Here is a 23,282-nt window from a genome sequence, read left to right on the forward strand (position 1 = left end):
CATGATCTGCGACACGACACAGGTCTGCTTCGGGCAGTTGAATGCCAGGTTTCTGCCGATTCTAATCCTCGCGGCGCTATTATGGTTGTTGCCGCACGGCCATTTCCGAAGGACCGCCAGCCATGGTGCAGGCCCCTACTCGCACGATCTGCATGCTGACCTATGCGGATGCCCAATCACTGGATATCAGTGGACCGGTGGAGGTGTTCGCACTGGCCAGCCGTCAGGCCGAGGAAGACCGCATCGACACGTGGTCGTATGGCCACTAGATAAGGTCCGCTTCCGGCCAGAAGCGGCCACCTGAAATCCTAGTAAAGCGCCCGGACCCTAGTCAGGATGCAGCATTCGCTTCCGGGCCAGTCTAGCGGCACCATTGGACCTCCTGAAGCTCCAGCTGCAGGGACGGGTGTAACGCAACCGCGACATCAACGAGCAGTGCCCGGAGGTTCTCCAAGGGCCGTTCTAAGCCTTCCATCTGTTCGCATTCCATGTCCAGGACAAGCTCGTCTAATGCCCTCTTAGTTAAGGGAGATTCCTCTAGAACCAGTGAGAAGCGCTGAGCTATTCTCGCCAGCAGCGCATCCTCGTCGGGAGCTCTAGAGAGGGCTTCCCAGCTCTTGCCCAGGTCCTGTGTCAGCACCAGCTTCTCGGAAGACGCCTTCTCCACCAAACACTTTGCTGTCTTCATGCCGTCAATCTGCGCAAGTGGCTGAGACAGCAGCCATGCTGTATTGGACATGGCGCGAAAGGTGCGTGCTGCGAGTCGCCTATCACGTGCCCCTCTATTTGCAAGGATCCAAATATCATTCCAGAGTGACTGCCGAATAATTTTCACATCCTCGACACCATTGAATCGCGCAATAAGTGATCGAGCTTCATATCGATCCGCAAAGGCTTCTATGGCAAGGTCTCTGTCGTGTCGAACATCTGCCAGAGCAAGCTTGTTGTCGGCTTGAGCCGACAACCTAATAGCTCCTGCGAGAACTTGCTCGAGTATCTCCTTATTGATTGGGATATCGACTAACGAGACGCCTGTCCGAGCGCATTTGGCAGTAACCTCGGCGCAGATCGCCATGCTGGCGGAATGTTGTTCGAGCAGAGAGTCCGCTATTCCTCCTCCATCGAGCACTCGACTGATCGATTCCCTCAGTGTTCCTGCGTTCGCTGAACTGATGCCGCCATCGCCAAAATGCTCTGTCAGCGAATAAGTCAACGAGTCACGATCTGGAACGAGGGAGAGCAGGTCGAAGAGTGATTTAACTCCAACCGGGTTGATGTGGCCTTCGTGAAGATCTCGCGCCATGAGTGTTCCAACGAAAGCTGCGAGGCTTGACATCTGTACCCGTTGTTCGAGAACCGCTTCGCTCACGCCCGTATCGAAGTGAAGTTCCCTTGTTTTTTCGGCGAGGACATCACTTACCAAGGACGAGATCGCAAGCATTTCATGCTTCGGAAAAGCTCGGAGATTGTTTGCGAGATATGCTCGGGACTGGAGCAGCTGGTCACGCACCGAGTGGTTGGTTCTAGCCAGGCCATTCTTGCCACGCCAATGACCTGCGGCCGACAATGCAACGGGAGACTTAAGAAGATTATCGATAGCATCTACCAGCCTTGCGGTCGCACTCAAGGTGAGCTCGCCATCCGTTGGCGTTGGTACGAAGCCCGATGTCAGCCGTCCCAAGTTTAAGTTCTGATTCGGTGATGTCGCTCCCAGGAGCCAGTTTCGCACGATCTCAGGCTTGACATCCTTTTCGACGGGCGCCCAGGAAGCTATGAATGTCACGACGGCTTCGCCAAGCAATCGCAGCGTCTCTGCACTACTTAGAGCCTCCACTCTTACCATTGCATCCAATTCTCTTCGCTCTGAGCGTTGCTCTAGGCTCAGGACCTCTTGGGATGTTTCCTGCGAGCGACGCGCAAGGACAATGGCCACCAATGCACCAGCTAACCCTATGCCAGCACCAATGGCGGCCCCCCAATAGGCTGCGCGGACTTCCTCGGAAACTCCGAGACCCAACCGAACAGGAAAATTGACGAAGAGCAGTGAGAGGATGCCCACTGCCATCGCAATCGTCACGCTCCAGAACAAGAGCCCCCTCGGCGACCAGCTCCAATCTTTGCCTGATTCTTCCATGTAGACCTCCAAGTCATTACTGTGCTGTTGAGCAAATTCTCTAACCGGCGTCGGTACTTCTGGCCCCGTCCTTCTCAGTTGGCATCTTCGTCAGCGCCCCCAGTCCTGTTCACCAGCTTCAGCGTGGCTCGATCCTAGCGCCAGCGGGTCCAGCCGCCAAGCCCGCCAAGCTCCGGACTGAAAGACAAGAGTAAGGACGCCTCATAGAGCCAAGCCTTCTCCTCGGAAGCTGCGCCACCCCTACCCAAGATAAACATGCCCAATCCCCTGCACCGACAATGTCCGCTCTCGGCCAACAGCGGACTCTTCATCAAGGCTCGAAGAGCTTGGCGGCTGTCTGAACTCACAAGCTGGGCCGCTCGGGGTCTCGCCAGCTCTTGCATCATCCAGGCGCGCCATTGTGGATTGAGATGAGCCGAACTGCCTATGGGGAACTCGACCTGGAGAAGTGAACGCCGCCTCCAACTCGAATCGCCGCAGATCAGGACGTGGGGCGTCAAATGTTTAGATCGCTCATCCCCCCATGACTTTGTGCATCTAACATTTGCGGTCGGCGGTTGCAGGTTGCGGGTTGCCACTCAACTGGCAGAGGCCACAAGTGAAAATCTCTGAGAGTTCAGAAGCGGCGCCGCCGCCTCCGCTTTTCCATGAAGTAGGGAACGAGCAGGAAAGGCTGCGGCACCGCAACGCAACAGATATAGACGATAAAGGCGGTTCCAACCCCATCCGCGATCAAATACATCACGACAGGAAACAGAGGCCAGATCATCAATAGCATTTCGATCCTGATGATGTCGCCCTTACTCATCTTTCGTCCTCTCGTTGAGCCAGCGCTCTATCCGCTCGCCGACCAAACCAGCGCTGATGTCCACTCCCTGCCGGTCGGACGCCTGAGACCCTCTGGAAGACGACAAGCCACCTACGGCTCCCGATGCAATAAGCATGGTTGCGTCCGGGGAATCCCCGTTCAGCAGCTCCTTTGCATCACTACCTGGCGAAGGGGTTGCAACGCCGATCTTTCCAGCCTGGCTTGCAGCACTTGCAGTGCTCATGAGATTTCCCTGCGCGTCGAAGCTGTCGTGCATTGCATGCACAAGAGCTTAGCCAGGCTTTATGCCTCAGCTACATGTCCGCTGGATGACAGTCCCAACGTCAATCCCGAGTCTCGGCCTCTGCCTCAACTCGCAAAGGTTCCGCACTTCCAAGAGGAAGATCTTGATTGAGGTTGCTGCTGACGAGATCGCCTCAGCTCGCACCCCCTGCAAAGTCCCGCTGCTCGATGGCGTGACTTGACTGAACAGCAGTTGGCTCCAATGGCTCAGGGCGGTACGCGCTTGATCTGTTCCACCAAGGCGGCAGCGGCGGCACGAAGTGCCACCTCTTAGCCCCTCATCCAAATTCGCGACAAATGAGTATCGAGGCCGCTTTCGGCCAGGAGCGGTCGTTCCCAGCAGACAATCCGAAATGAATTCTCAGATCCGCTCACAGGTGGACTCGACAGCCGCATCTCTGTACATGGAGTTGACTGGAATGGAGCGCGAGTGCGTGCCGTTGAACTCAAGGATGCGGGATTCATGGACGGACTTCTTGGCTAGCTGCTCGTCTTGCGCCCTCTGCCCGGCATCCTTTGTGATCGATGGATCTGATGCCGAGAGAAACTCGACATGGTTGATCCGAGACCTCACGACGTCACCCACGAGCTCCCACGTGCCGCTACTGCGATCTTGGAGTGTGAGAGGAGCCTTCCCTGGAGCGGAGATCACGCTACGGGAGTGACCAGTGAAGGTGCCGTCCGGAAGCTTGGTGGTTTCATCAGTAACCGTGACAGTGAAGCCTGGTCCCTGCATGACAGTTGGGCCGCACCGCCAAGTGCCAAAGAAATCTGACGGACTGAGGGGCGACGTCGCCGCCGCTGCGGAGCCGGCGGCGACGAGAAAAATGGCAACTGCACATTTTCGATGCATTTTTGCTCCAAGCGCATTCAACTCCGGAATCAAGCCGACTCGCGTAGCGAGTGAAGTCCTTGGGCACGGAAGCTGGATCTTAGGGAGGCTGGGTGCAGCTAACAAGCCAGCGTCCAGCCGGTCCCCGCGATCGTAAGCTCCCCCGGCACCCCGCCTTGCGGATCGTCGATGCCTCGTTGATCATCCTGTGCCCGCTCACTTCCGCGGGTTCGCCTGCACTGTGCAAGACCTGGATGCCATTACCCGCATGGAATGCACAATGTCCCCCCTCCCCCGTGCGTTGGCTGTCCTGCTCAGCGTATGCCTGCCGGCGGCGGCCCAGGCCGAACCTGTTTTCTTTACCAACGTTGGCGATTTCTACCGGTCACTCGGCGGTGCCATGTTTCCGGAATCGGGAACGTCGCTGGCCATGCCTTGCACGGAATCACCCCGGCACTGCATCTGGGTGACCTCCATGCACCAGGCGCTGCGCCGGTACGACCCACCGTTGTGGACCACGCCCGGCGATCTGCCCATGACGCCGCCCAAGGGCGTCCTCGATGTTGCCTTTGATGGCCAAACGTTGATGGTGGGGACGCGGCGCTGGCCCCTGAGCCGCGCCGTGAACCTGGCGTCACCACCGTGGCGCAGCGAGACGCCGATCGACCCGGAGAACCTGACCGCCGTAACGGCCTGGCAGCGCGGCACGTCGGTTTGCCTGGATATGCACTACTCCAGCAGTGGCACAGCGGTCCGCTACACAGCGGTGCTGTTGTTGCATGGTGAGCGGCTGTACACCCTGCCGCCGCTGTTTGCCACCTGTGCAGCCGTACGGGAAGCGCCCCATGACGGCTTCAGCTATCCGAGCAACACCTACCTCGGCGCTGAACAGGAACACCCTCGGACCGGCCTGCAGGTGGACTATGTGTTGTCCGACGGCAAGACACGCATTGCGCGCTATGTGCTGCGCTTTGCCGATCAGGGCAATCCCTACCGCTTTGAGGCAACGCGCGGCGAATGACGGTCATGCCACTCACCGCATCACTGCGGTGGAATAATCGCGCGCTTTAATACGGAACGGGGGCATGCATCCGAGTCGGTGGCCGCGGCAGGATTCCGTTCTTACCCGATCAGCGCCAGCCACGGTTGTGGTTGCGGCGGTCATGGTCCCAACGGCGCTGGTCGTGACGACGATCGTGGCGGCTGGTGCGCTCGTAACGATGGTCGCGGTCATAACGGCGATCACGGTCATAGCGATAGTCGCGGTTGTCGCGGCGATCCTTGGTAGTCACATTGCCGATCGCGCCGCCGGCCACTGCACCGCCTGCGGTCATCATCGGGTCGCCGTTGGACAGCACGTGCCCCGCGACGCCACCCACGACGGCACCCACCAGTGTGTTCTTGTCCTTGCGCGACAGCGCGGAGGCATCGCCCGCGGCGATGACGCCAGCGGTCAGAGCCAGTGCCATGGCCAGACCACGGAAGCTGAAAGCGGTTGAGGTGAGCATCGTTGGATCCTCCAAACGTATCGGTGTGGAATCGAATCTGGTGGCCGAAGATTGCCGGAACATTGCGTACCTGCGGATGAACCGCCCCCTGTTCAGTTTGGCGAAAGTACAGCTTGGCGGGGCCATGCCCTCGCGCCAAGCCGACGCCTGCGCCTCTACAGTGGCACGCGTGTCCCTCGCAACGGACGCACTCAACGACCGCTTCGGAGCCCGAGCCGCATGCACTCACCGATCCCCGCCATTGTCCTCGCCGCCTCTCTTTCAGGCGTCTCCGTCACGGCGTGCGCTGCGCCTTCGCAACCGTCGCGCACCGTTTTTACCGACGTCACCGCCACCCATGTTCCCACCGACGCGGACCTCCATGCACTGGATGCGGCGTTGCTGGATGCCGATGGCGATGGCGATCTGGATGTCGCGGTGGCGGTGGAGAATGGCGCCAACCGGCTCTATCTCAATGATGGCGCCGGCAAGCTCACACATGCGCCCGATGCGTTCGGCGCGATCACCGGCGACAACGAGCATGTACGCGTGGCCGATGTTGATGGTGACGGCCATATCGATGTGCTGTTCATCGCTGAAGACACCGAGCAGCACACCCTGTTCCTGGGTGACGGAAAGGGGGGATTCGTACGGGTCAGCGAGCGCCTTCCTGCGATGAGCCAGGCCAACGGCGTCGCCATCGGCGATGTCAACGGCGATGGCCTGCCCGACATCGTGGTGGGCAACACGACGGAGGGCAAACCCGGTGTGGCGCAACCGTTCCTCTGGCTCAATGACCGCGCACGCCCGGGCTACTTCGTTGATGCCACTACCACCCACCTGCCCTCGATCAACGTGCAGGCACAAGGCATTACCTTGGCCGATCTGGATGGCGATGGCGATCTGGACATGGCCATTGCCAGCCAGGATCCCATCAACCGCCTGCTGATCAACGATGGCAGCGGCCGCTTCACCGATGCCACCGATCGCCTGGGAGCGCAGATTCCCACCGAGACGCGGGAAGTCCATGCGTTCGACGCGAACGGCGATGGGCGGCTGGACCTGGTCTTCTTCAACCTCACCAGCAACAACCAGGCCTGGGACAAGGATCCGCAGACACGCCTGCTGATCAATCAAGGCGAGGCCCGTTTCAAGGATGACACCGCCGCACGTCTGCCCGCGCATCGTTTCTCCAGCTGGGGCGGGACGGTGGTGGATTTCAACGAGGATGGTCATCCGGACCTGGTGGTCAGCGCGATCGACGTGCCAGGCTTCGTACCGCTGCAGGTTCGCGCCTGGCAGAACGATGGCAAGGGCAGCTTCACCGACGTCACTGCCGCGGTGATCCCCAGCACCACCGTGGGACGCAGCTGGAGCATGGCGCGCGGTGATCTGGATGGGGATGGCAAGCCCGATCTGTTCATTGGCGGGTGGCAGTCGCAGGCCCGCCTGCTGCTGACCGGCAGCAGGATCGACGAGTAGGCCTGCGCAAACCGATGGCTTCACGCTGGCATTTGCTATCGTGCCCTCCGTCCATCCCTGCTTCCCTGGAATCCCATGCCCCGTACGTCCTCCACCGCCCCCTCTGCATCAAAGATCAACGCCAGCGTCGCAGCGGCGGTCGCGCGATCGGGAATGGATGAAAACGCACTGCTGCGGGCCGCCACGAAGGAGGCGTTCGAGCGCGCACTGCTGCTGCTCACCTCCTCCTACGCCGATTTCAGCCCGGAACAACAGCGCAGGATCCGGGCAGCGGTGGGCAGCGAGGGATCGGCCAGCGCCGTTGCACGCGCCAAGCCAGCGAAAGTCCCCCGCGAAGAGCTGCCGCCGCGCTTCTGGCTCCCGCACAGCGGTGCCACCTGGTCCGGCCGCGGGCGCATCCCCGGTGCCTTCCTCGCCTGGGAGGGCACCGTCGCCCATACCGAATGGAAGAAGACACACCCGGATCAGCGCTTCCCGTCCTACCCGGGCTGAGACACTGCTGGACACGGGCTGCGGCTCACGACGCAGGGCGCTGGATCGAAGCGACTATGATGGTCGCCATTGAACGAAGCAGTGGTTGCAGATGAGTCGCGGAATCAAGATGCGCAAGGCCGTGGGAACGCACGGCACCCTGCACCGGCTGGCCGACCTGCAGAAGCGGCATGACGCGCAGCAGACCCTGCCCACGTTGCTCTGCGATGGCTGCAACGTGCCGGTGCGATTCGTCCCGGCGCACGACAGGAGCGGTGCCGACGGTGCCCTTCCCGCCTCGGTTCCTGCGTACATCGCGTTGAACAAGGGGGCTGAGCATCTGCCAGGGTGCCGCTACAACGCTCCGTCACATCTGCAGGCCCTGCTCGCCAGCGGAACCGATCCCGAGTTCCTGCCTGCGCTGGGCGATGGCCGGCATGAGCTGCGTGTGCTGATCCTCCAGCAGGCCCTGAAGCGGGGCAGCGCCGCACCGACCCTTCTCCCGGCAGATGCACCGCTCGACGGTTACCTGCGCACCCTTACCGACCTGCTCACGCTGCAGGCGATGTGCGAGGACGACACGCTGCTGACCGCGCAGCTGACCCTGCGCCTGGGCAAGAAGCGGGTCGATTGGGCGAATTTCCTCTACGGGCAGGACCGCTACGACGCAGCATGGGAACGGCTGGGCTCGGCATCCAGCGAGCTGCCGCTGGCGCTGCTCGGGACGGTGCGGTCACATCGCACACCCCAGCCCGGTGACCCCCATGGCGTCACCTTCCTCAACTGTGCCCCGAAGTATCAGCACACCGGCGTGACCGACCGCCGGGATTTCTACGAAGTCAGCGTCGGGCACACCGATGCGGCGTGGCTGAAGTCCTTCCCGGTGGGCGCGGAGATCGTCATGTTCGGGCTGTGGCGCCAGGGCAGAAGCAGCACCGCCTCGCGGCCGCACCCGACCGATCCGCGCCGGACCATCACCAGCATTACCCACAAGCTGGCACTGCGGCCGGTGGTTGCCGGACAATTGGTCTTGGTGGAATGAAAGACAAGCACTACTGGTTTGTCGCGCGGTCCCATGGCTGGGGATGGGGCCTTCCGTGCGCCTGGCAGGGATGGGTGGTCTACGCCATCGCGTTCGCGCTGCTGGTGGCCTGTCCGTTCGTGTTCTCGCCCTTCAAAGAACCTGTGGCGTTCCAAGTGTGCACCTGGACGGTCGTGGTGGCGCTTGTACTAATCTGCTGGAAGAAAGGGGAACCCCCCAGCTGGCGCTGACCAAGGGGACCTGCAGCAAACGTATCCTTACATTTCAAATGCGAATGGTTCGTGATACGATTGTTAAGAGTTGTTGAAATTCCCACACGGACGTCCCCAAGCCATCGCCAGCGGACCCCTCTTTCCCAGGAGTACTGCGTCGATGTTGCCCCCCTCTCCCCGTTCCCGTCGTTCCGTTGCCACCCTGACGGTGGCCATTGGTCTTGCCTTGGCCAGCCAGGCCCATGCGGATGCCGCTGCAGATGCCGCCTCGGCCAGGCAGATGGACACGGTCGTCGTCACCGCCACCGGCGCCCAGCAGTGGATCAAGGACGCCCCCGCCAGCATCAGCGTGATCACCCGCGAGGAGATCGAACGCAAGCCGGTCAGCAGCATCGGCCAACTGCTGAGCACCGTGCCCGGCGTGACCGGCGGCTACGCGCTGTCTGGCGCGCAGTCCAAGATCCGCCTGCGCGGCCTGCCCGAGCAGTACACCCTGATCCTCATCGACGGCCGCCGCCAGGGCAATTCCTCCGGCGTGAACTACCGCGATGACCTGGGTCCGCAGGATCTGAACTGGCTTTCGCCGGACATGATCGAGCGCATCGAGGTGGTCCGCGGGCCGATGTCCTCGTTGTACGGCTCGGATGCGATGGGCGGGGTGATCAACATCATCACCCGCAAGATCGCCGACGAATGGGGCGGCTCGGTCACCTTCAACTACAGCAAGCCCGATTCCCCGACCCGCGGCGATACCACCCAGATGGGCGCGCTGTTCAGTGGTCCGCTGACCGAGAACCTGGGCCTGCGCGTCGGTGCCAATGTCACCAACCGCGAATCGGATACCGGCCGCCGCCAGACGCCCGGCAACAAGGCCGAGAACGCCAACGCCCTGCTGAACTGGCGCGTCAACGATGACCACACCGTCGGCTTTGAAGCCTCGCGTGGCGAGCAGCGCAACAGCGGTGCCGGCGCGGTCGGTGCGTGGGGTCTGTCCAAGCTGGTGCAGACCGGCTACGTGGTCATGCACGATGGTCGCTACGGCGATGCCGCCACGTCCAAGACGACGCTGGTGCAGAACGATTACGAAGACAAGGGCAGCGCCGTCGGCAACCACTCCAAGGAGACGGTGTTCGATACCGCGTTCACCCGCAGCTTCCATTGGGGCTTCGAGCAGAGCTTGAACGTGGGCGGCCAGTGGAAGCGCGAAGAGCTGAAGAACGGCGACACCATCGGCACCGTGCCGGTCACCTGGACCGGTACCGGGCGGATCAGCCCAGTCAGTGAGGCCGACTCCTGGGCGCTGTTCGCCGAAGATCACATCACGCTGCACGAGCGCTTCATCCTGACCGTGGGCCTGCGCTGGGACAACACCGACAACTACGACGACAACCTGAGCCCGCGCGTCTACGGCGTCTGGCACCCGTCCGATGACTGGACTGTCCGCGGCGGTGTCTCGCAGGGCTTCCGCGCGCCCACCCTGAAGCAGGGCACCGCCGGCGCGGCGACCCAGTCCGGTGGCAACGGCTGCACCGCGTTGACCGTGGAAGGCTGGACCAACCGCTCGATCAGCGCCGACGGCACCACCGGCTGCTACATGGCCGGCAATCCGAACCTGGAACCGGAAACCAGCACCAACTACGAGCTGGGCGTCGGCTACGACAAGAACGGCTGGTCGGCCTCGGCCACCTACTTCCTGACCGACTTCGATGACAAGATCCAGCAGGTCCCGCTGCGTGATATCCCCGGCCAGACGACCAGCTTCGTCAACGGTTTCTGGTGGACGGTCGCGCAGAACATCCAGAAGGCCCGCACCCGCGGCGTCGAAGCCAGCGTCACCGTGCCCCTGCATGAGCGACTGAACTGGGTCACCAACGCCACGCGCATGCTGGAATCGAAGAACCGCACCACCGGCGCCAGCCTGCTGGTGGTCCCCAAGCTGACCGCCAATACCTCGCTGGACTGGCAGGTGACCGATGCCTGGTCACTCAACCTGAGCGCGCAGCACATCGGCGAGCAGCTGGTGTCCTCCACCAGTGCGACGTTCGCCAAGGCGTACACCACCTGGGACCTGGTCACCGGCTACGACGTCAACGAGCACCTGACCGTGCGCGCGGGCGTGCTCAACCTCGGCGATGTCTCCACCATCGAAGAAGGCAACAACTACGACGGGGGTGCACGCACCTTCTTCGTGGGTGCCACGGCGCGGTTCTGACCGCGCCGGGTCGAGTGCAGACCTGAAGCAACGAAGGGCGGCGCGGACTTAACCGCGCCGCCCTTCTACGTTGTGAAGCAGCGCGTCGTTGCGCGCCACCGTCCATGCCCGCAACCCCATCACGGCCAGGCCGACGAACACCAGATACAGCACGGCGGTCACGTGCAGTGACTTGACCATGTACATGCCGACGTAGACAACGTCGACCAGGATCCACAGCCACCATGCGGCCGTGTGACGCCGCGCCTGCCACCACTGGGCGACCAGGCTCAGCGCAGCCAGCATTGCATCCAGCCACGGCAACGCTGCATTGGTGAGGAAATGCATCGCCGCGCCGAGCGCGATGCCGAAGGCGACGCCGATGCCGAGGTCACGCCACATGGCCGCCCGCGCCAGCGGCATGATCGCGACCCGGCCATCGTCCTCCACCTGGCCACGCCAGCGCACCCAGCCGTAGACCAGGAAGCCACCGAAGACGACCTGCAGCAGCGTGTCCGAGTACAGCCGTGCCTCGGCGAACACCAGCGCGTACAGCGTGACCGAGATCAGCCCGACCGGCCAGGCAATGGTGACCCGGCGCGTCATCAGCCACACGCCAAGCATGCTGACGATGGCGGCCGACCATTCCAGGATTGCCGGGTTCATAGTGCGAACGTGACCGACAGCCGGGCCTGACGCGGTGCGCCCGGGAACAGGTAGTAGTCGCCCGAGCTGCTGCCGGTGTCACGCCAGTAGAAGCGGTTGAACAGGTTGTCCACCGAGAGATTCCAGGTCACCGGATGCTCACCCAGCTGATGTTTGAAGCGCAGGCCGGCGTCGAACACGCTGTAGGCTGGTGCGCTCACGCGACCATCGGCGGTGGCCACGTTGGAGGCCGCGTAACGCCAGCCGCCGGTCAGCCCCAGGCCGGTCACGAACGGCAGCTGGTATTCGGCATGCACGCTCGCGCGCGTCTTGGGCACGTTGATCAGCTGATGGCCTTCGTAATCCGGTGTGTCGGCATCGCGGGCGCGGGCGCGCAGCACACTGGCGCTGGCGGTCAGCGACAGGCGCTCGGTGAGCTGGCCCTGCGCGGTGAGCTCCAGCCCGGTATGGGTCTGCTGCCCTTCCTGGACGAAGCTGTAGCCCACATCGCTGCCATCCGGCTTGGCGTACTGGAACGGCTGCGAAGTGCGGAACAGAGCGGCACCCAACGTCAGCGCATCGCTGCGCACATACTTGACGCCCACTTCGGTCTGGCGCGACAGCACCGCGGGCAGGAACGTGCCTTCGTTGGAGGTCCAGAACGGCGCTTCCTGGCCGAGCGAAATGCCCCGCACGTAGCTGACATAGGCATTGAGCTCATCGGTGGCCTTCCAGACCAGCGCGGTCTGCGGCAGGAAGCGCGACAGGCGGCTGTGGCGCTCGGGGTTGCCACGCTTGTCATAGGCGCGCTCGTCCAGGCGGACAAAGCGGCCACCGGCCAGCCACTGCCAGTCGCCGAAGCTCATGCGGTCCAGTGCGAACACCGCGGTCTGCGCGCTGTCCAGACGCCGTGCGGAGGGGCCCGGCATCAGCGGCGACGGTTCAAACTGCGGCACCTGTGCATCGTGGATGTTGGCGGTGCCCACGTACTCGTTGACGTTGCGGCGCTTGTCCACGGTGCGCTCGAAACGGTCCGCACCCACGCTCAGCTCGTGCCGGACATCGCCGGTGGCGAACCTGCCGCGCAGTTCGCCACGGAATTCGAGGTTGCGGCGGGTGTCATCCGGGCTGCGGTAATCGTAGATGTCGTAGTCGCCGTTCGGCGCGAAGTAGTTGCCCGGCACGCTGCCATCGGCGCAGCCGGCGGCGTAGTAGCAGCCGTAGGCGAAGGCGACGTTGTCGTCGATCACCGAGCGGCTGTAGCTGGCCGATACCCGCGACTGCCAGCTCGGGCTGAAATCGTAGGTATGCAGCGCGGTCAGGTTGGTGCTGTCGATGCCGACCGGCCGCTGCCAGGCCTGGTAGCCCAGCATGTGCTTGCGGTCCACGCCGCGCGGCAGCTCGGTGGCGCCCAGCAGCTGATAGCCCGAGGCCGAGCGCTGCGCGCTGGTCTGGTAGTTGGCATCCACCTCCAGCTTGCCGCGTTCGCCGATCAGCCAGTCGGTGGCCAGCGAATAGAAGTTGCGGCGGCCGTCGGCGTGGTCGATGTAGGAATCGCTGTCTTCCCAGGCGGCATTGAAACGCACGCCAAAACGCGGCGACAGCCAGTGGCCGAGATCCACCGCGGTGTAGCGCGAGCCTTCCGAATCCGTGCCGAGGGTGACATTGCGCACCTCGGCCGGGCGCTTGCCCACGTAGTTGATGATCCCACCCGGTGCCATCACGCCCGCGGCGAGGCCGGCCTCGCCCTTGAGGATCTCCACCGACTGGATGTTCTCCAGCGCCAGGCGCTGCTCGCCGGTGATGGACAGGCCGTTGAAACGGTAGCCGGTACCGGTATCCAGCGGGAAGCCGCGGATCGCGATGTTCTGGTAGTAACCGACCGGCGCGTAGCTGTCGCCCAGCGAGGCATCGTTGCTGGCCAGTTCGGACAACGTGCGCACCTGGCGGCTGTCCAGCAGATCGCGATCCAGGACGTTCACCGAGGCCGGGGTGCTCTTCCAGTCACCCGCGCCGAAACTGCTGGTCTGCGTGGTGGTAGCTGCCGGCTGATGCGCCTGCACGCGCACGGCGGCGAGCTCGGTCGGCGAGCGCTCGGGCGCGTCCGCGAGATCGTTGGCATGAAGAGGCAGCGCGGCGCAGAGGGCGGCGGACAACAGCGTAGGGCGGAAGCAACGGTTCATTCGATTCGTCATCAGCTGGGGGAGACGAAGCGAAGGCACGCACGCGCACCGACCCATCACGGCGGTATGCCTGCTGCTCAAAGCTCCCTACGCCGGTGCAAACCGGATCAGGTTCCAAGGGACTCTCTCAGCCTGGTTTCGCCAGGCACCCCCGCTTCTGTGACTATTTCACTACAAACCGTACGGATTTGCGAGCCTGCCCTCAGGCGGCGGCGTGCAGCGCCTTCAGCAGGCCCTGCCCTGCCGGGGTGCTGAACCAGTCAGCATGCCCGAGCAGAAAGGTGTGGTAGGCCACGTCGGCATTGGCCGGCGAGTGGGTCACGGCCTCGAAATACTCCACTTCCGACAGTGCGAAGTCGAGCTGGACGACAGGCAGCAGATCGGCCAGCAGGTGCACGCGCTCGGCAGACAGCGGCACGATCTCGCGGTAGCCGGCCAGCAGGGCCAGCGCGATATCCACGCGCACGGCCGCCTCGCCGCGCTCCAGCGCCAGCCAGGCCACCGCGTTGCGTTCAATGGCGGTGGCCAGGTCGAACAAGGCACTGGTCGGTGAGGCAAGGCCAACATCGAGCACGGTCTCGACGACGTACGTATCGCCGTCCTGACGCCAGAGCAGATTGGACACATGCCAGTCGTTGTGCGCCCACAGGCGAGGCTCGGCCTGCAGGCGCTCAGCCAGCCCGGCGTGCCAGGGCAGCACCGCCCGCTGCAGATCGGCCTGCCAGTCCTGTCGCGCAAGGTAGGCCGCCAATCCAGGGCGATCACCCAGCCCGGCGTGAATAGCGGCAACCGGATCGACGACGCGGAGCAGATCATCGCGCGCGACCAGCAGGTGGGTGCTGCGCTGGGGTGCGTGATAGCTGGCTGACGCGCGGTGCAGTCGCGCCAGCATCCGGCCCGCCTCGCGCGCCTGCGCGGTATCGGTCAGCAACGTCCAGGACGGCGCGTCGCGATAAATGTCCTGGCCGCGGCCCACGGTATGCAGCTCGTAGGTCCAGCCCTCATGTTCGACCGCCGTTGCACCGTCGCGGTCATGCAGCACCTCGACCACCGGCACGCCCTGGGCAGCCAGGTGCTGGAGCAGACGGTGCTCTTCGGTCAGGCCGGCTGCGCTGCGGACGCTGCCATGGTGGCGCTTGACGAACACCCTGCCCCGTTCGCTCTGGACAATCGCGGCGGCAGACATCGGCCGCGGGCTGTGCCACAGCACCTGGCTCGCTTCGCCCAGCTGCGAAAACCGCTCACGCAGCCAAGTGATCTCGCGGTCGGTGATGGCGGGCCAATCGGCGGCCACCTCATCGTTGTTGAGGCCTTGGACGCGGTGGGTGCTGTTGCTCATGGGATAACGGGTCGATGACGGCGAAAAGGCACGCTGTCACCAGACAGTGGGCGCGGCGAGGATACCAAGCCGGGCCCACCGAGGGGAGCCGTCTACTCCCTCAGGGCGTGCTGTTGCCCTGCTTCGCGGCGGCCGGCTTGGCCGGCAGCAGTCGCGGTTGCTCGGCATACCAGTCGCGGGCGCCGGCAAGGTGCCATTTGCGCTGCTCGCCTTGCAGCTCGATGCCGGCCCCCAGCACGCCCCAGCGTATATACAGATCACCGCGACGCTGCGCATGACGAAGATCCAGCCGCGCCTGCAAGGACAGGCGTTCGTTCTCGGCCTGCAGGTCGTCTACGATCAGTTGGCCGCTGCGCCAACGCAACTGCCCACTGGCCTGCACTTCACCGGAATCCAGCATCCCGAGCACCCAGCGCGGGTACTCGCTGCGCTGAGCGAACACACCGAGCAACGGCCCGGCATCGCGCAGGCGCAGATCCGCCAGGCCATCGACTTGGAACGGCGCGGCCGCATCAATATGCCCGCTGCGGATCGCTACGTTGCCCCACCAGCGTCCGTCACTTTTTTCGTCGCCCACGTAGATGTTGCGCAGGTCCACCGTGGTGCCGCTCAGATCGAACTGGCGGCTGTCGAAATCCGCACGTTGCAGCCGGGCCTGCAGCTGCGCATCGCCGCGCATGGCAATGCCGGCGACGCTCAGCCGCGCCCCGGTGCCGCGCAGATCGGCACTGCCCTTGCCCACACGGCCGGAGGCATCCAGCGACACATCGCCGCTGAGCAGACCGGTACCGCCGAGCAGACGCACGTTGTCGTTGCCGAGATAGCGGTTGTACGCGGTCAGATCCGGGACCCGTGCATCGGTGAAACGCAGCTGCGCCCGCATGCCATCACTCAATTCCTTGAGGCGCGCATCACCGCGCAGGGTCAGCGCCAGCTGGCGGCCATCGAACAACACGTCCTTCGGCGCATGGGTGGGCGCAGCCTGGAAGCGCGGGATCTGAACCTTCAGCTCTGCCTGTGGCGGCTCCCCCTCGACAATCCGCCCCTGTGCATGGGCGTCGCCGCGCATCCGTACCCCTGCAACCTCGGCCACAGCGGCCACCTGCGGGATATCCACCGTGCTGCCCGGCGCCAGTTGACCGTCGGCGAGGATGACATCGGCCTTGAGCAGACCGCCGCCATCGAGATGGAACCAAGGCTTTTTCACGAACAGGTCGCTGATCCAGTTCAGTGACTGGAACTGCCAGGCGCCCTGCACTCTGCCGGACAGACGCGGCAGCAGTTCGGCAGGCGCTTGGAACGGGATCTTCCGGCCGGTCACGCGGACATCGGCATTGAGTTCACTGCCCGTTTCCGGGTCACGCGGCAACCGCGCCTGGACCCGCATGTCCTGCGCCACATCCAATTGCAGCGACAGCAGCCCGCGGTCATCGGCGTTGACGCCCGCGTGCAGGGGAAGCCGCCAGACCAGCCTGCTGCCCGGCCGCAGCGCGCCCTCTTCCAGGGTTACATCCGCCGTGAGGCGTGCATTGGAGACCGCACTACCCACCTTGACGTGTGGGCCACCGGTATCGATGCGCAGGCCCTGGCTGCGGGCATCGATCTGAAGCTGTGCCCAGGTGATGCCGAGTTTCTGCAGCCCCGGCGCGTCGTCACGATAGTGCCGCGGGAAATGGAAGCGCGCGGCGATATGGGCATCGTCCAGCACGTTGACGCCGTCGAAACTGACCTGGGCATCATCGAAGCCGGCGGTGGAATCAAACAGCTCCGACGGCCCGCCCTTGAGCTGCTTGAGGAAACCGACGTTGCCGTGCCCCTGGCCCACGATCAGCAGCTTGCCGAAGCGCCCGCTGCGGATGGTGTCGCTGTGGATCGCATCGAAGCGCAGGGTCCAGCCGCGGTCACCCCGCGGCGGCGGCGGGATGGCCTTCTCCACACGCTCGACCTCGGCCTCCACTCCCGTGGCATCGATGCGTGGAATGCGCACTTCCTTGCGCAACAGCGCCGGCAGGTCGATCCAGGCACTCGCTCGGTCAGCGCGGAACACATACTGCGTCCGATTGGCCTGCCCGCGCATCCGGATGTTCCACACCACCGCCTGCCCCGGCATCAGGGTCAGCGCCGGCCCGGTCTGCATCGTGAATTTCTCAGGTTTGCGGTTGGTGACCGCATCGAACAGCGGCGTATTGAGGAATACGTTGCCCGCCAGCAAATACAGCGCATACAGCACCAGCAGCGAGAGCAGCGCGACGCGCCACGGTCGGGGCCAGCGCTGGACGCGCTCGGGAATCAGGGGCATGTGGGTCGGCGGCCGAGCAGAATAGGTGCGTTCACTATCGACAAGCCGGCAGCGGTGCAACGTGAAGGCGGACGTGCGAGATTGCCTGACGTCCCGGTGCACGCGCTGCAGTGCATGCTGTGCTGGACAGTCATAATCTTATTGTTTATCAATAAACATGGCGGGCATCGTGGTCCGCCCATCAAGGAGGCACAGTGGCAAGCACCAACGGCCGACCGTTCGGGTCGGACGGCATCATCAACGTAACCCATGCGGCCATCCGCGGCGTGACCGCCATCTGCTGGCTGGGCATTCTCGCCGCAGCGTGTGCCCTGCCTGTCGTGTATTTCGACCGCAGCTGGCTGCACACCTCGATAGAAACGAGTGTGGCGCATGGCAGCAACCTGTTTCTTCATTTCAGCCTGGGCCTGGTGGCCATCGCCCTGTTGCTGGGGATCGGGCTGGTGTTCCTGCGCCACCTGGAGCGCTTCGTCCGTGCGGTCAGCAGCGGCCACTTCTTCGCCCATGGTCATGCGCTGCGTCTGCGCCGCATGGCATGGTTGATGCTGGTCATGGAGCTGCTCTCCATCCTGATCGGCGCCTACGCCACCTGGATGGGGCCGGATTTTGCGTGGATGGAGATCGGCGGTGGCCTGTCGATCACCGGGCTGATCGCGGTGCTGATGCTGTTCGTCATGGCGCGGGTCTTCGCGGTGGGCGCGGCGATGCGCGAAGACCTCGACGGGGTGGTCTGATGGCGATCGTCATCACCCTGGACCGGATGCTGATCAAGCGGGGCATGACCTTGTCCGAACTCGCTCTGCGGATCGACATCACCTTGGCCAACCTGTCCATCCTGAAGACCGGCAAGGCGAAAGCGATCCGCTTTTCCACCCTTGAGGCCATCTGCCGGGAACTGCAATGCCAGCCCGGTGACCTGCTCAGCCATGACCCAAAGGCAGGCGACCTGCCGCCGCTCGACTGAGTGCGGCCACACATAGCGAATGAGGCAGCCGAGCCAAGCCCGGCGGCCGGGTTCAGTCGGGCAGCCGCTCGCCCCCGCGCAAGGTCAATACCTCAACCCCGTCGGCAGTGACCAGCACGGTGTGCTCGGCCTGTGCCGAGAGCTTCCCGTCGCGGGTGGTCACGGTCCAGCCGTCGTCGCTCATGTCGATCGCCGCGCGGCCCTGGTTGATCATCGGCTCAATGGTGAAGGTCATGCCCTCTTCCAGCTCCAGCCCGTCGCCGCGGCGCCCGTAATGCAGCACCTGCGGCTCTTCGTGCATCTCCTGGCCGATGCCATGACCGCAGAATTCGCGCACCACGCTGTAGCCATGCGCTTTGGCATGCTGCTGGATCGCAAAACCGATGTCGCCCAGCGTCGCGCCCGGGCGCACCACGCCAATCCCCTTCCACATCGCTTCGCGGGTCACACGCACCAGCCGCTTGGCCGCGTAGTCCACCTCGCCGATCAGATAGGTCTTGCTGGAGTCGGCAATGTAACCGTCCTTCTCCAGGGTGATGTCCAGATTGACGATGCTGCCGCTGCGCAGGATCACATCCGGTGAGGGCACGCCGTGGCAGACCACGTTGTCGATGGAGGAATTGAGCACGTAGGCAAAGCCGTACTGGCCTTTGCTCGCCGGGCGCGCGTGCAGCTGATCGACGATGAAACGCTCGACCCAGTCGTTCACCTGCAGCGTGCTCATGCCCTCCAGCGAACGCTCGTCCAGCGCGTCGAACACCTGTGCCAGCAGGCGTCCGGATGCGCGCATCAGCGCCTGTTCTTCAGCGGTCTTGATCATGCTTCGGCCACCCGCAACGCGCCCGGTTCGACCCCGGCGGCACGCAGTTCACGGCTGACGATCTCCTGGTAGCTCATACCCGGATTCATCTCGCACAGCATGCCGATCTTGATCCAGAACCCCGCCTGGGCATTGATCGAGCGGCCCGAGACGCCGCTGGCGCGGCGCAGGTTGTCGTGCAGTTCGTCGTCGATGTTGACGATGCCCATGGGCGAGCCCTCTGGAGTGATATACACATCATATATGTTTCGTATATCACATGAAAAGGCCCGCCCCGGATCGCTCAGCCGGTGTACGCCGTCGCCTCGATCTCGAACAGCATGCCTTCCAATGCCAGCCGCGGCACCGGAATCAGCGTGCAGGTCGGCGCACGGCCCAGCGGCCAGCGGCGGCCGATCTGATCCGACAGAATGCCGAGCCGGTCCTGATCGTGATCCACCACCAGCACGGTCAGCTTCGCCACATCGGCCAGGGTGGCACCGGCCGACGCCAGTGCGAGGCTGAGGTTGTCCAGCGCCTGGGCGACCTGCGCCTCGAAGCGCGGCGACAACATGCCATCGGCGGTTTCCCCGCCCTGCCCGGCGATGTGGATCACCCGGGCCGGCAGCCGCACCACGGCAACGTGCGAATAGCCGTTCGCGGTCGGGTCGTACAGCCCGGACGGATTGATGAAACCAAACAGGCCGGCAGGCGCAACAGGGGCATCGCTCAACATGGGGGGAGACTTCGTCGGGGAGTGAGTGCGCAGTCTCCGGCCTCAACTGCGGTTGAGGTCAACGCAGGGCATTGCAACGCTGCGATGCAGTCATGGACACTCCGCTTTCGCGCCGAATCAGGTCCAGGCCGGATCGGCTGTGAAATCGATGGTCAGCCAGAACTCGCTGCCGCGCGCGTCCAATCGCTCGGCGATCTCGTCGCGCATCGCGTCCACGTTGCCGATGGTGCCGATCACCGTTTCCGGACGGGTCAGGATGTGGATTTCCACGAACCGCATGCGGCCCATCTTGGCCACGTGGCTGGTGAAATCCAGATAGCCGTGCTCGGCGACGAAGTCCTTCATCACCGCCTGCACGCGCGCATCCAGCGTATCCGGCGCCACCTGCAGCACTTCGCGCATGGCCTTCCAGGCGCTGCGCAGCGGTACCGGCAGCACCGCGACACTGATCGCGGCCAGCACCAGTGGATCCAGGTAGGGAATCCAGTGGGCATGCTCGCCACCGCGCAGCAGCAAGGCGATCGCGAACGCCAGCACCACGGCCAGGCTCATCAGCCCGCTGAGCAGCCAGGCGCGCACGTCCAGCCACAGCAGCGCCGAATGCAGCTGCATCGCACGGGTACGCACGAACGCCGCCATGGCCAGATTGCTCACGCACAGTACGGCGGCCCACAGCAGCGCAGGCCCAGCCTTGACCTCATGCCCCCCGGTGGTCAGCCCGATCACCGAGTTGGCCAACGCATAGATGCAGGCCAGCGACAGGATCGCCCCACCAAGCGCCTCCACCATCGGCTCCAGGTGCCAGTAGCCATACTGGAAGCGCGGGCTTTCTTCCCGCGCCACCAGCCGCAGCACCGACAGCGCCACCAGGGTCAGCGCCACGTCCACCAGGCTGTAGACGCCGTCGAACAGGATCGCCTGCGACCCCACCAACAGGCCGCCGATGAAGCCGATGGCGCTGACCGCCATCGTCACCCCGATGGAGAATGTGAGGACCCGCTGCTCGCGTGCTGTATCCATCGCTGGCCGAAGGTCCTCCGCGCGGGCGTCAGATCTTCAGCACCTCCACCTTGTAGCTCGGCGCATCGCCGTCGGTATCGATGATAAGCCCGTGCACATCCGACTCGAAGCCCGGGAATCGGGCGTTCTGCTCGCGGGCGATGCGCAGCGACTGGATGATCGGCTCGTCGCTGGCCCCGAAGCGCTCGCCCGGCATGATGGTCGGAATGCCCGGCGGGTACGGCACCAGCATGGTGCCGGCGATACGACCGCTGATCTGCTCGATATCGACCCGCTCGATCTGGCCGCGCACCAGGTGGTCGTAGGCCTCGGCCGGGGTCATCACCGGCTCGGGCAGGTCCACGTACATCGCACGCATCACCTGGGCCACGCCGAACTCATCATTGAAGGCATGCAGCGCATCGCACAGATCGCGCAGACCCCAGCCGGCGTAGGCGATCGGGAACTCGGCGGCGAGCTGCGGCAATGCACGGGTCAACGGTGCGTTGCAATCGTAAAGCTCCTTGAAGGCCATCAGCTCGGTGACCAGGGTGCTCCACTTGCCCTTGGTGATGCCCATCGAGAACAGGAACAGCACCGAGTAGAGGTTGGTCTTCTCCACCGTGATGCCGCGGGTCCACAGGAACTTGCTCAGGACCGCGGCCGGGATGCCACGCTGGCCCATCTCGCCGTCCATCGACAGCCCGGGCGTGAGCAGGGTCACTTTGATCGGGTCGATCAGCACATAGTCGTCGACCAACCCATCGAAGCCGTGCCAGTGTGCGTCCGGCTGCAGGTACCACTCGCTGCGCTTGGCCACCATCGGGGCCGGTGCATCGCCCTTGGCCAGCGAGCGCTCCAGCTTGTCCGGCTGCCACACGCTGAACCACCAATCGTCGCGACCCAGATCCTCGCGCACGTGCAGCATCGCGCGACGGAAGGCGATCGCTTCGTCATGCATCTCCTGCACCAGCGATTCGCCTGCCGCGCCCTCCATCATCTTGGAGGCCACATCGCAGGCCGCGATCACCCCGTAATGCGGGCTGGTCGTGGTGTGCATCATGAAGGCTTCATTGAAGCGCTCGGCATCCAGCTCACGGGAGGCCGCATTGCGCACGTGGATCATCGAGGCCTGCGAGAACGCAGCCAGCAGCTTGTGCGTGGAGTGCGTGGTGAAGATGATCGCATCCTGCTCGCGCGGCTTGCCCTTGGCCATGCCGTAATGATTCTCGTAGAACGGATGGAAGGCAGCGTAGGCGTACCAGGCTTCGTCGAAATGCAGGAAATCGACCGCGCTGCCGATCTCCTCGGCGATCTTCTCGGCGTTGTAGCAGAGCCCGTCGTAGGTCGAGTTGGTCACCACCGCGATGCGCGGCTTTGACCCGGCCTTGTACGCCTTGCTGGCCAGCGGGTTGGCGGCGATGGCCTGCTGCAGCGACGCGGGGGTGAACTGATCCAGGCTGATCGGGCCGATGATGCCGTGCGCGTTGCGGCTCGGGGTGAAGTACACCGGGATGCCGCCGGTCATGATCAGCGAGTGCAACAGCGACTTGTGGCAGTTGCGGTCGACGAACACCACATCGCCGCGACCGACGGTGCCGTGCCAGACGATCTTGTTCGCGGTGGAAGTACCGTTGGTGACGAAGAAAGTATGGTCGGCACCGAAGTTGCGCGCCGCCTCGTTCTCGGCCTCCTTGATCGGACCGGTATGGTCCAGCAGCGAGCCCAGTTCCGGCACCGAGATCGACAGATCGCTGCGCAGCGTGTTCTCGCCGTAGAACTGGTGGAACGCACGCCCGACAGGCGACTTGGTGAACGCTACGCCGCCGGCATGCCCCGGCGTGTGCCAGGAGTAGTTGGACTCGGCCGTGTGGTGGATCAGGGCCTTGAAGAACGGTGGCAGCAGGTTCGCCATGTAGTCTTCGGCCGCGCGCATCACCTGACGCGAGATGAAGCTCTTGGTGTCTTCGAACAGGAAGATGTAGCCGTGCACGAACTTGAGCAGCTTGCTCGGCACCTTCTCGATGGTGCGCCGTTCGCCATACAGGAAGACCGGCAGGTTGGCGCGGCGGGCTGTCTGCTCGCGCAGGAAGCCCAACAGCCGCTGGAACTGCTCCGGATTCTCCTCGGTGCCATCGATGGAGATCAGTACTGCCGAGGCCGCCACATAGGTGCGCGCACCGGCCTGGGCATCGGCCAGGGTCAACCCGCACAGCACGCGCTGGTCGTTCTTGCGCAACTCGTCCACCAGCGCACGGATCAGGATGCCGCCGATGCGCGGGGATTCGTAGTCGTCATCGATGACGATGATCGGGTAATCAAGGGACTTGAAGTACACAGGGATTCTCCTGGGGGA

22 protein-coding genes and 1 riboswitch are annotated in these 23,282 nt (G+C 63.9%); of the genes, 9 read left to right on the forward strand and 13 right to left on the reverse strand.

From position 1 onward, the window contains the following. Positions 1 to 122 precede the first annotated feature (122 nt). A complete protein-coding gene (locus tag ACWV8V_RS07065; RefSeq protein WP_455899319.1) occupies positions 123 to 269 on the forward strand; it encodes a hypothetical protein in 147 nt (48 codons plus the stop codon). A 92-nt stretch (positions 270 to 361) separates the two neighbouring features. Here ACWV8V_RS07065 and ACWV8V_RS07070 read toward each other — a convergent pair whose 3' ends face one another. The 3 genes from ACWV8V_RS07070 to ACWV8V_RS07080 all read right to left on the reverse strand — a co-directional run bounded on the left by ACWV8V_RS07070 (position 362) and on the right by ACWV8V_RS07080 (position 3,219). After that, entirely contained in the window at positions 362 to 2,134 is a 1,773-nt protein-coding gene (locus ACWV8V_RS07070) for a hypothetical protein (RefSeq protein WP_455899320.1), read from the reverse strand. A gap of 616 nt (positions 2,135 to 2,750) precedes the next feature. Continuing rightward, positions 2,751 to 2,942, reverse strand: coding sequence for a hypothetical protein (locus ACWV8V_RS07075; RefSeq protein ID WP_455899321.1), 192 nt, complete (start codon positions 2,940 to 2,942; stop codon positions 2,751 to 2,753). Beyond that, positions 2,935 to 3,219, reverse strand: coding sequence for a hypothetical protein (locus ACWV8V_RS07080; protein ID WP_455899322.1), 285 nt, complete (start codon positions 3,217 to 3,219; stop codon positions 2,935 to 2,937). Before ACWV8V_RS07080 ends, ACWV8V_RS07075 begins: the two co-directional genes overlap by 8 nt. A 1,138-nt stretch (positions 3,220 to 4,357) precedes the next feature. Between ACWV8V_RS07080 and ACWV8V_RS07085 the strand changes: the two genes are divergently transcribed. After that, the gene (locus ACWV8V_RS07085; RefSeq protein WP_455899323.1) at positions 4,358 to 5,098 is read left to right on the forward strand and encodes a hypothetical protein; all 741 of its coding nucleotides are present in this window, start codon (positions 4,358 to 4,360) and stop codon (positions 5,096 to 5,098) included. A gap of 109 nt (positions 5,099 to 5,207) precedes the next feature. Here ACWV8V_RS07085 and ACWV8V_RS07090 read toward each other — a convergent pair whose 3' ends face one another. Then, a complete protein-coding gene (locus ACWV8V_RS07090) occupies positions 5,208 to 5,585 on the reverse strand; it encodes a hypothetical protein (RefSeq protein WP_152151297.1) in 378 nt (125 codons plus the stop codon). Between the two features lie 219 nt (positions 5,586 to 5,804). Here ACWV8V_RS07090 and ACWV8V_RS07095 point away from each other — a divergent pair, with 219 nt between their 5' ends. From ACWV8V_RS07095 to ACWV8V_RS07115, 5 genes are all read left to right on the forward strand, one after another. Beyond that, positions 5,805 to 7,046, forward strand: coding sequence for an FG-GAP repeat domain-containing protein (locus ACWV8V_RS07095; RefSeq protein WP_455899324.1), 1,242 nt, complete (start codon positions 5,805 to 5,807; stop codon positions 7,044 to 7,046). Positions 7,047 to 7,121: 75 nt separating this feature from the next. Next, positions 7,122 to 7,538, forward strand: a complete 417-nt coding sequence (locus ACWV8V_RS07100) for a hypothetical protein (protein ID WP_455899325.1) — start codon at positions 7,122 to 7,124, stop codon at positions 7,536 to 7,538. A gap of 91 nt (positions 7,539 to 7,629) precedes the next feature. After that, positions 7,630 to 8,559 (forward strand): hypothetical protein, encoded by a 930-nt coding sequence (locus ACWV8V_RS07105; protein WP_455899326.1) that lies wholly within the window; start codon positions 7,630 to 7,632, stop codon positions 8,557 to 8,559. Then, the gene (locus ACWV8V_RS07110) at positions 8,556 to 8,789 is read left to right on the forward strand and encodes a hypothetical protein (protein WP_259259760.1); all 234 of its coding nucleotides are present in this window, start codon (positions 8,556 to 8,558) and stop codon (positions 8,787 to 8,789) included. Before ACWV8V_RS07105 ends, ACWV8V_RS07110 begins: the two co-directional genes overlap by 4 nt. A 142-nt stretch (positions 8,790 to 8,931) precedes the next feature. After that, positions 8,932 to 10,983 (forward strand): TonB-dependent receptor domain-containing protein, encoded by a 2,052-nt coding sequence (locus tag ACWV8V_RS07115; protein ID WP_455899327.1) that lies wholly within the window; start codon positions 8,932 to 8,934, stop codon positions 10,981 to 10,983. 48 nt (positions 10,984 to 11,031) lie between these two features. Here ACWV8V_RS07115 and pnuC read toward each other — a convergent pair whose 3' ends face one another. The 4 genes from pnuC to ACWV8V_RS07135 form a co-directional block, all read right to left on the reverse strand. Next, positions 11,032 to 11,628 (reverse strand): nicotinamide riboside transporter PnuC, encoded by a 597-nt coding sequence (pnuC, locus tag ACWV8V_RS07120; protein ID WP_455899328.1) that lies wholly within the window; start codon positions 11,626 to 11,628, stop codon positions 11,032 to 11,034. Next, positions 11,625 to 13,790 (reverse strand): TonB-dependent siderophore receptor, encoded by a 2,166-nt coding sequence (locus ACWV8V_RS07125; RefSeq protein ID WP_455899329.1) that lies wholly within the window; start codon positions 13,788 to 13,790, stop codon positions 11,625 to 11,627. Before ACWV8V_RS07125 ends, pnuC begins: the two co-directional genes overlap by 4 nt. A gap of 67 nt (positions 13,791 to 13,857) precedes the next feature. Next, positions 13,858 to 13,953: riboswitch (TPP riboswitch) on the reverse strand. Between the two features lie 39 nt (positions 13,954 to 13,992). Beyond that, complete coding sequence (locus ACWV8V_RS07130) at positions 13,993 to 15,129, reverse strand: phosphotransferase enzyme family protein (RefSeq protein ID WP_455899330.1); 1,137 nt, start codon at positions 15,127 to 15,129, stop codon at positions 13,993 to 13,995. Positions 15,130 to 15,229: 100 nt separating this feature from the next. Then, a complete protein-coding gene (locus tag ACWV8V_RS07135; RefSeq protein WP_455899331.1) occupies positions 15,230 to 17,428 on the reverse strand; it encodes a hypothetical protein in 2,199 nt (732 codons plus the stop codon). A 275-nt stretch (positions 17,429 to 17,703) separates the two neighbouring features. Between ACWV8V_RS07135 and ACWV8V_RS07140 the strand changes: the two genes are divergently transcribed. Next, positions 17,704 to 18,162 (forward strand): DUF2975 domain-containing protein, encoded by a 459-nt coding sequence (locus ACWV8V_RS07140; protein WP_455899621.1) that lies wholly within the window; start codon positions 17,704 to 17,706, stop codon positions 18,160 to 18,162. After that, positions 18,162 to 18,392, forward strand: a complete 231-nt coding sequence (locus tag ACWV8V_RS07145; protein WP_455899332.1) for a helix-turn-helix domain-containing protein — start codon at positions 18,162 to 18,164, stop codon at positions 18,390 to 18,392. The genes ACWV8V_RS07140 and ACWV8V_RS07145 overlap by 1 nt, the downstream gene beginning before the upstream one ends. A gap of 52 nt (positions 18,393 to 18,444) precedes the next feature. On the opposite strand, the gene map is transcribed toward ACWV8V_RS07145, so the two are convergent. The 5 genes from map to ACWV8V_RS07170 form a co-directional block, all read right to left on the reverse strand. Then, positions 18,445 to 19,212 carry a type I methionyl aminopeptidase gene (gene map / locus ACWV8V_RS07150; protein ID WP_346466894.1) on the reverse strand — a complete coding sequence of 256 codons (768 nt, stop codon included), beginning with the start codon at positions 19,210 to 19,212 and terminating at the stop codon, positions 18,445 to 18,447. Then, entirely contained in the window at positions 19,209 to 19,421 is a 213-nt protein-coding gene (locus ACWV8V_RS07155) for a ParD-like family protein (RefSeq protein WP_088433419.1), read from the reverse strand. Before ACWV8V_RS07155 ends, map begins: the two co-directional genes overlap by 4 nt. A gap of 74 nt (positions 19,422 to 19,495) precedes the next feature. Beyond that, positions 19,496 to 19,927, reverse strand: a complete 432-nt coding sequence (locus ACWV8V_RS07160) for a RidA family protein (RefSeq protein WP_455899333.1) — start codon at positions 19,925 to 19,927, stop codon at positions 19,496 to 19,498. A gap of 117 nt (positions 19,928 to 20,044) precedes the next feature. Continuing rightward, positions 20,045 to 20,947, reverse strand: coding sequence for a cation diffusion facilitator family transporter (locus tag ACWV8V_RS07165; RefSeq protein WP_259259751.1), 903 nt, complete (start codon positions 20,945 to 20,947; stop codon positions 20,045 to 20,047). 28 nt (positions 20,948 to 20,975) lie between these two features. Continuing rightward, a complete protein-coding gene (locus ACWV8V_RS07170; RefSeq protein WP_259259750.1) occupies positions 20,976 to 23,264 on the reverse strand; it encodes an Orn/Lys/Arg family decarboxylase in 2,289 nt (762 codons plus the stop codon). Between the last annotated feature and the right edge of the window lie 18 nt (positions 23,265 to 23,282).

Source organism: Stenotrophomonas sp. Ker107b, from assembly GCF_053847245.1.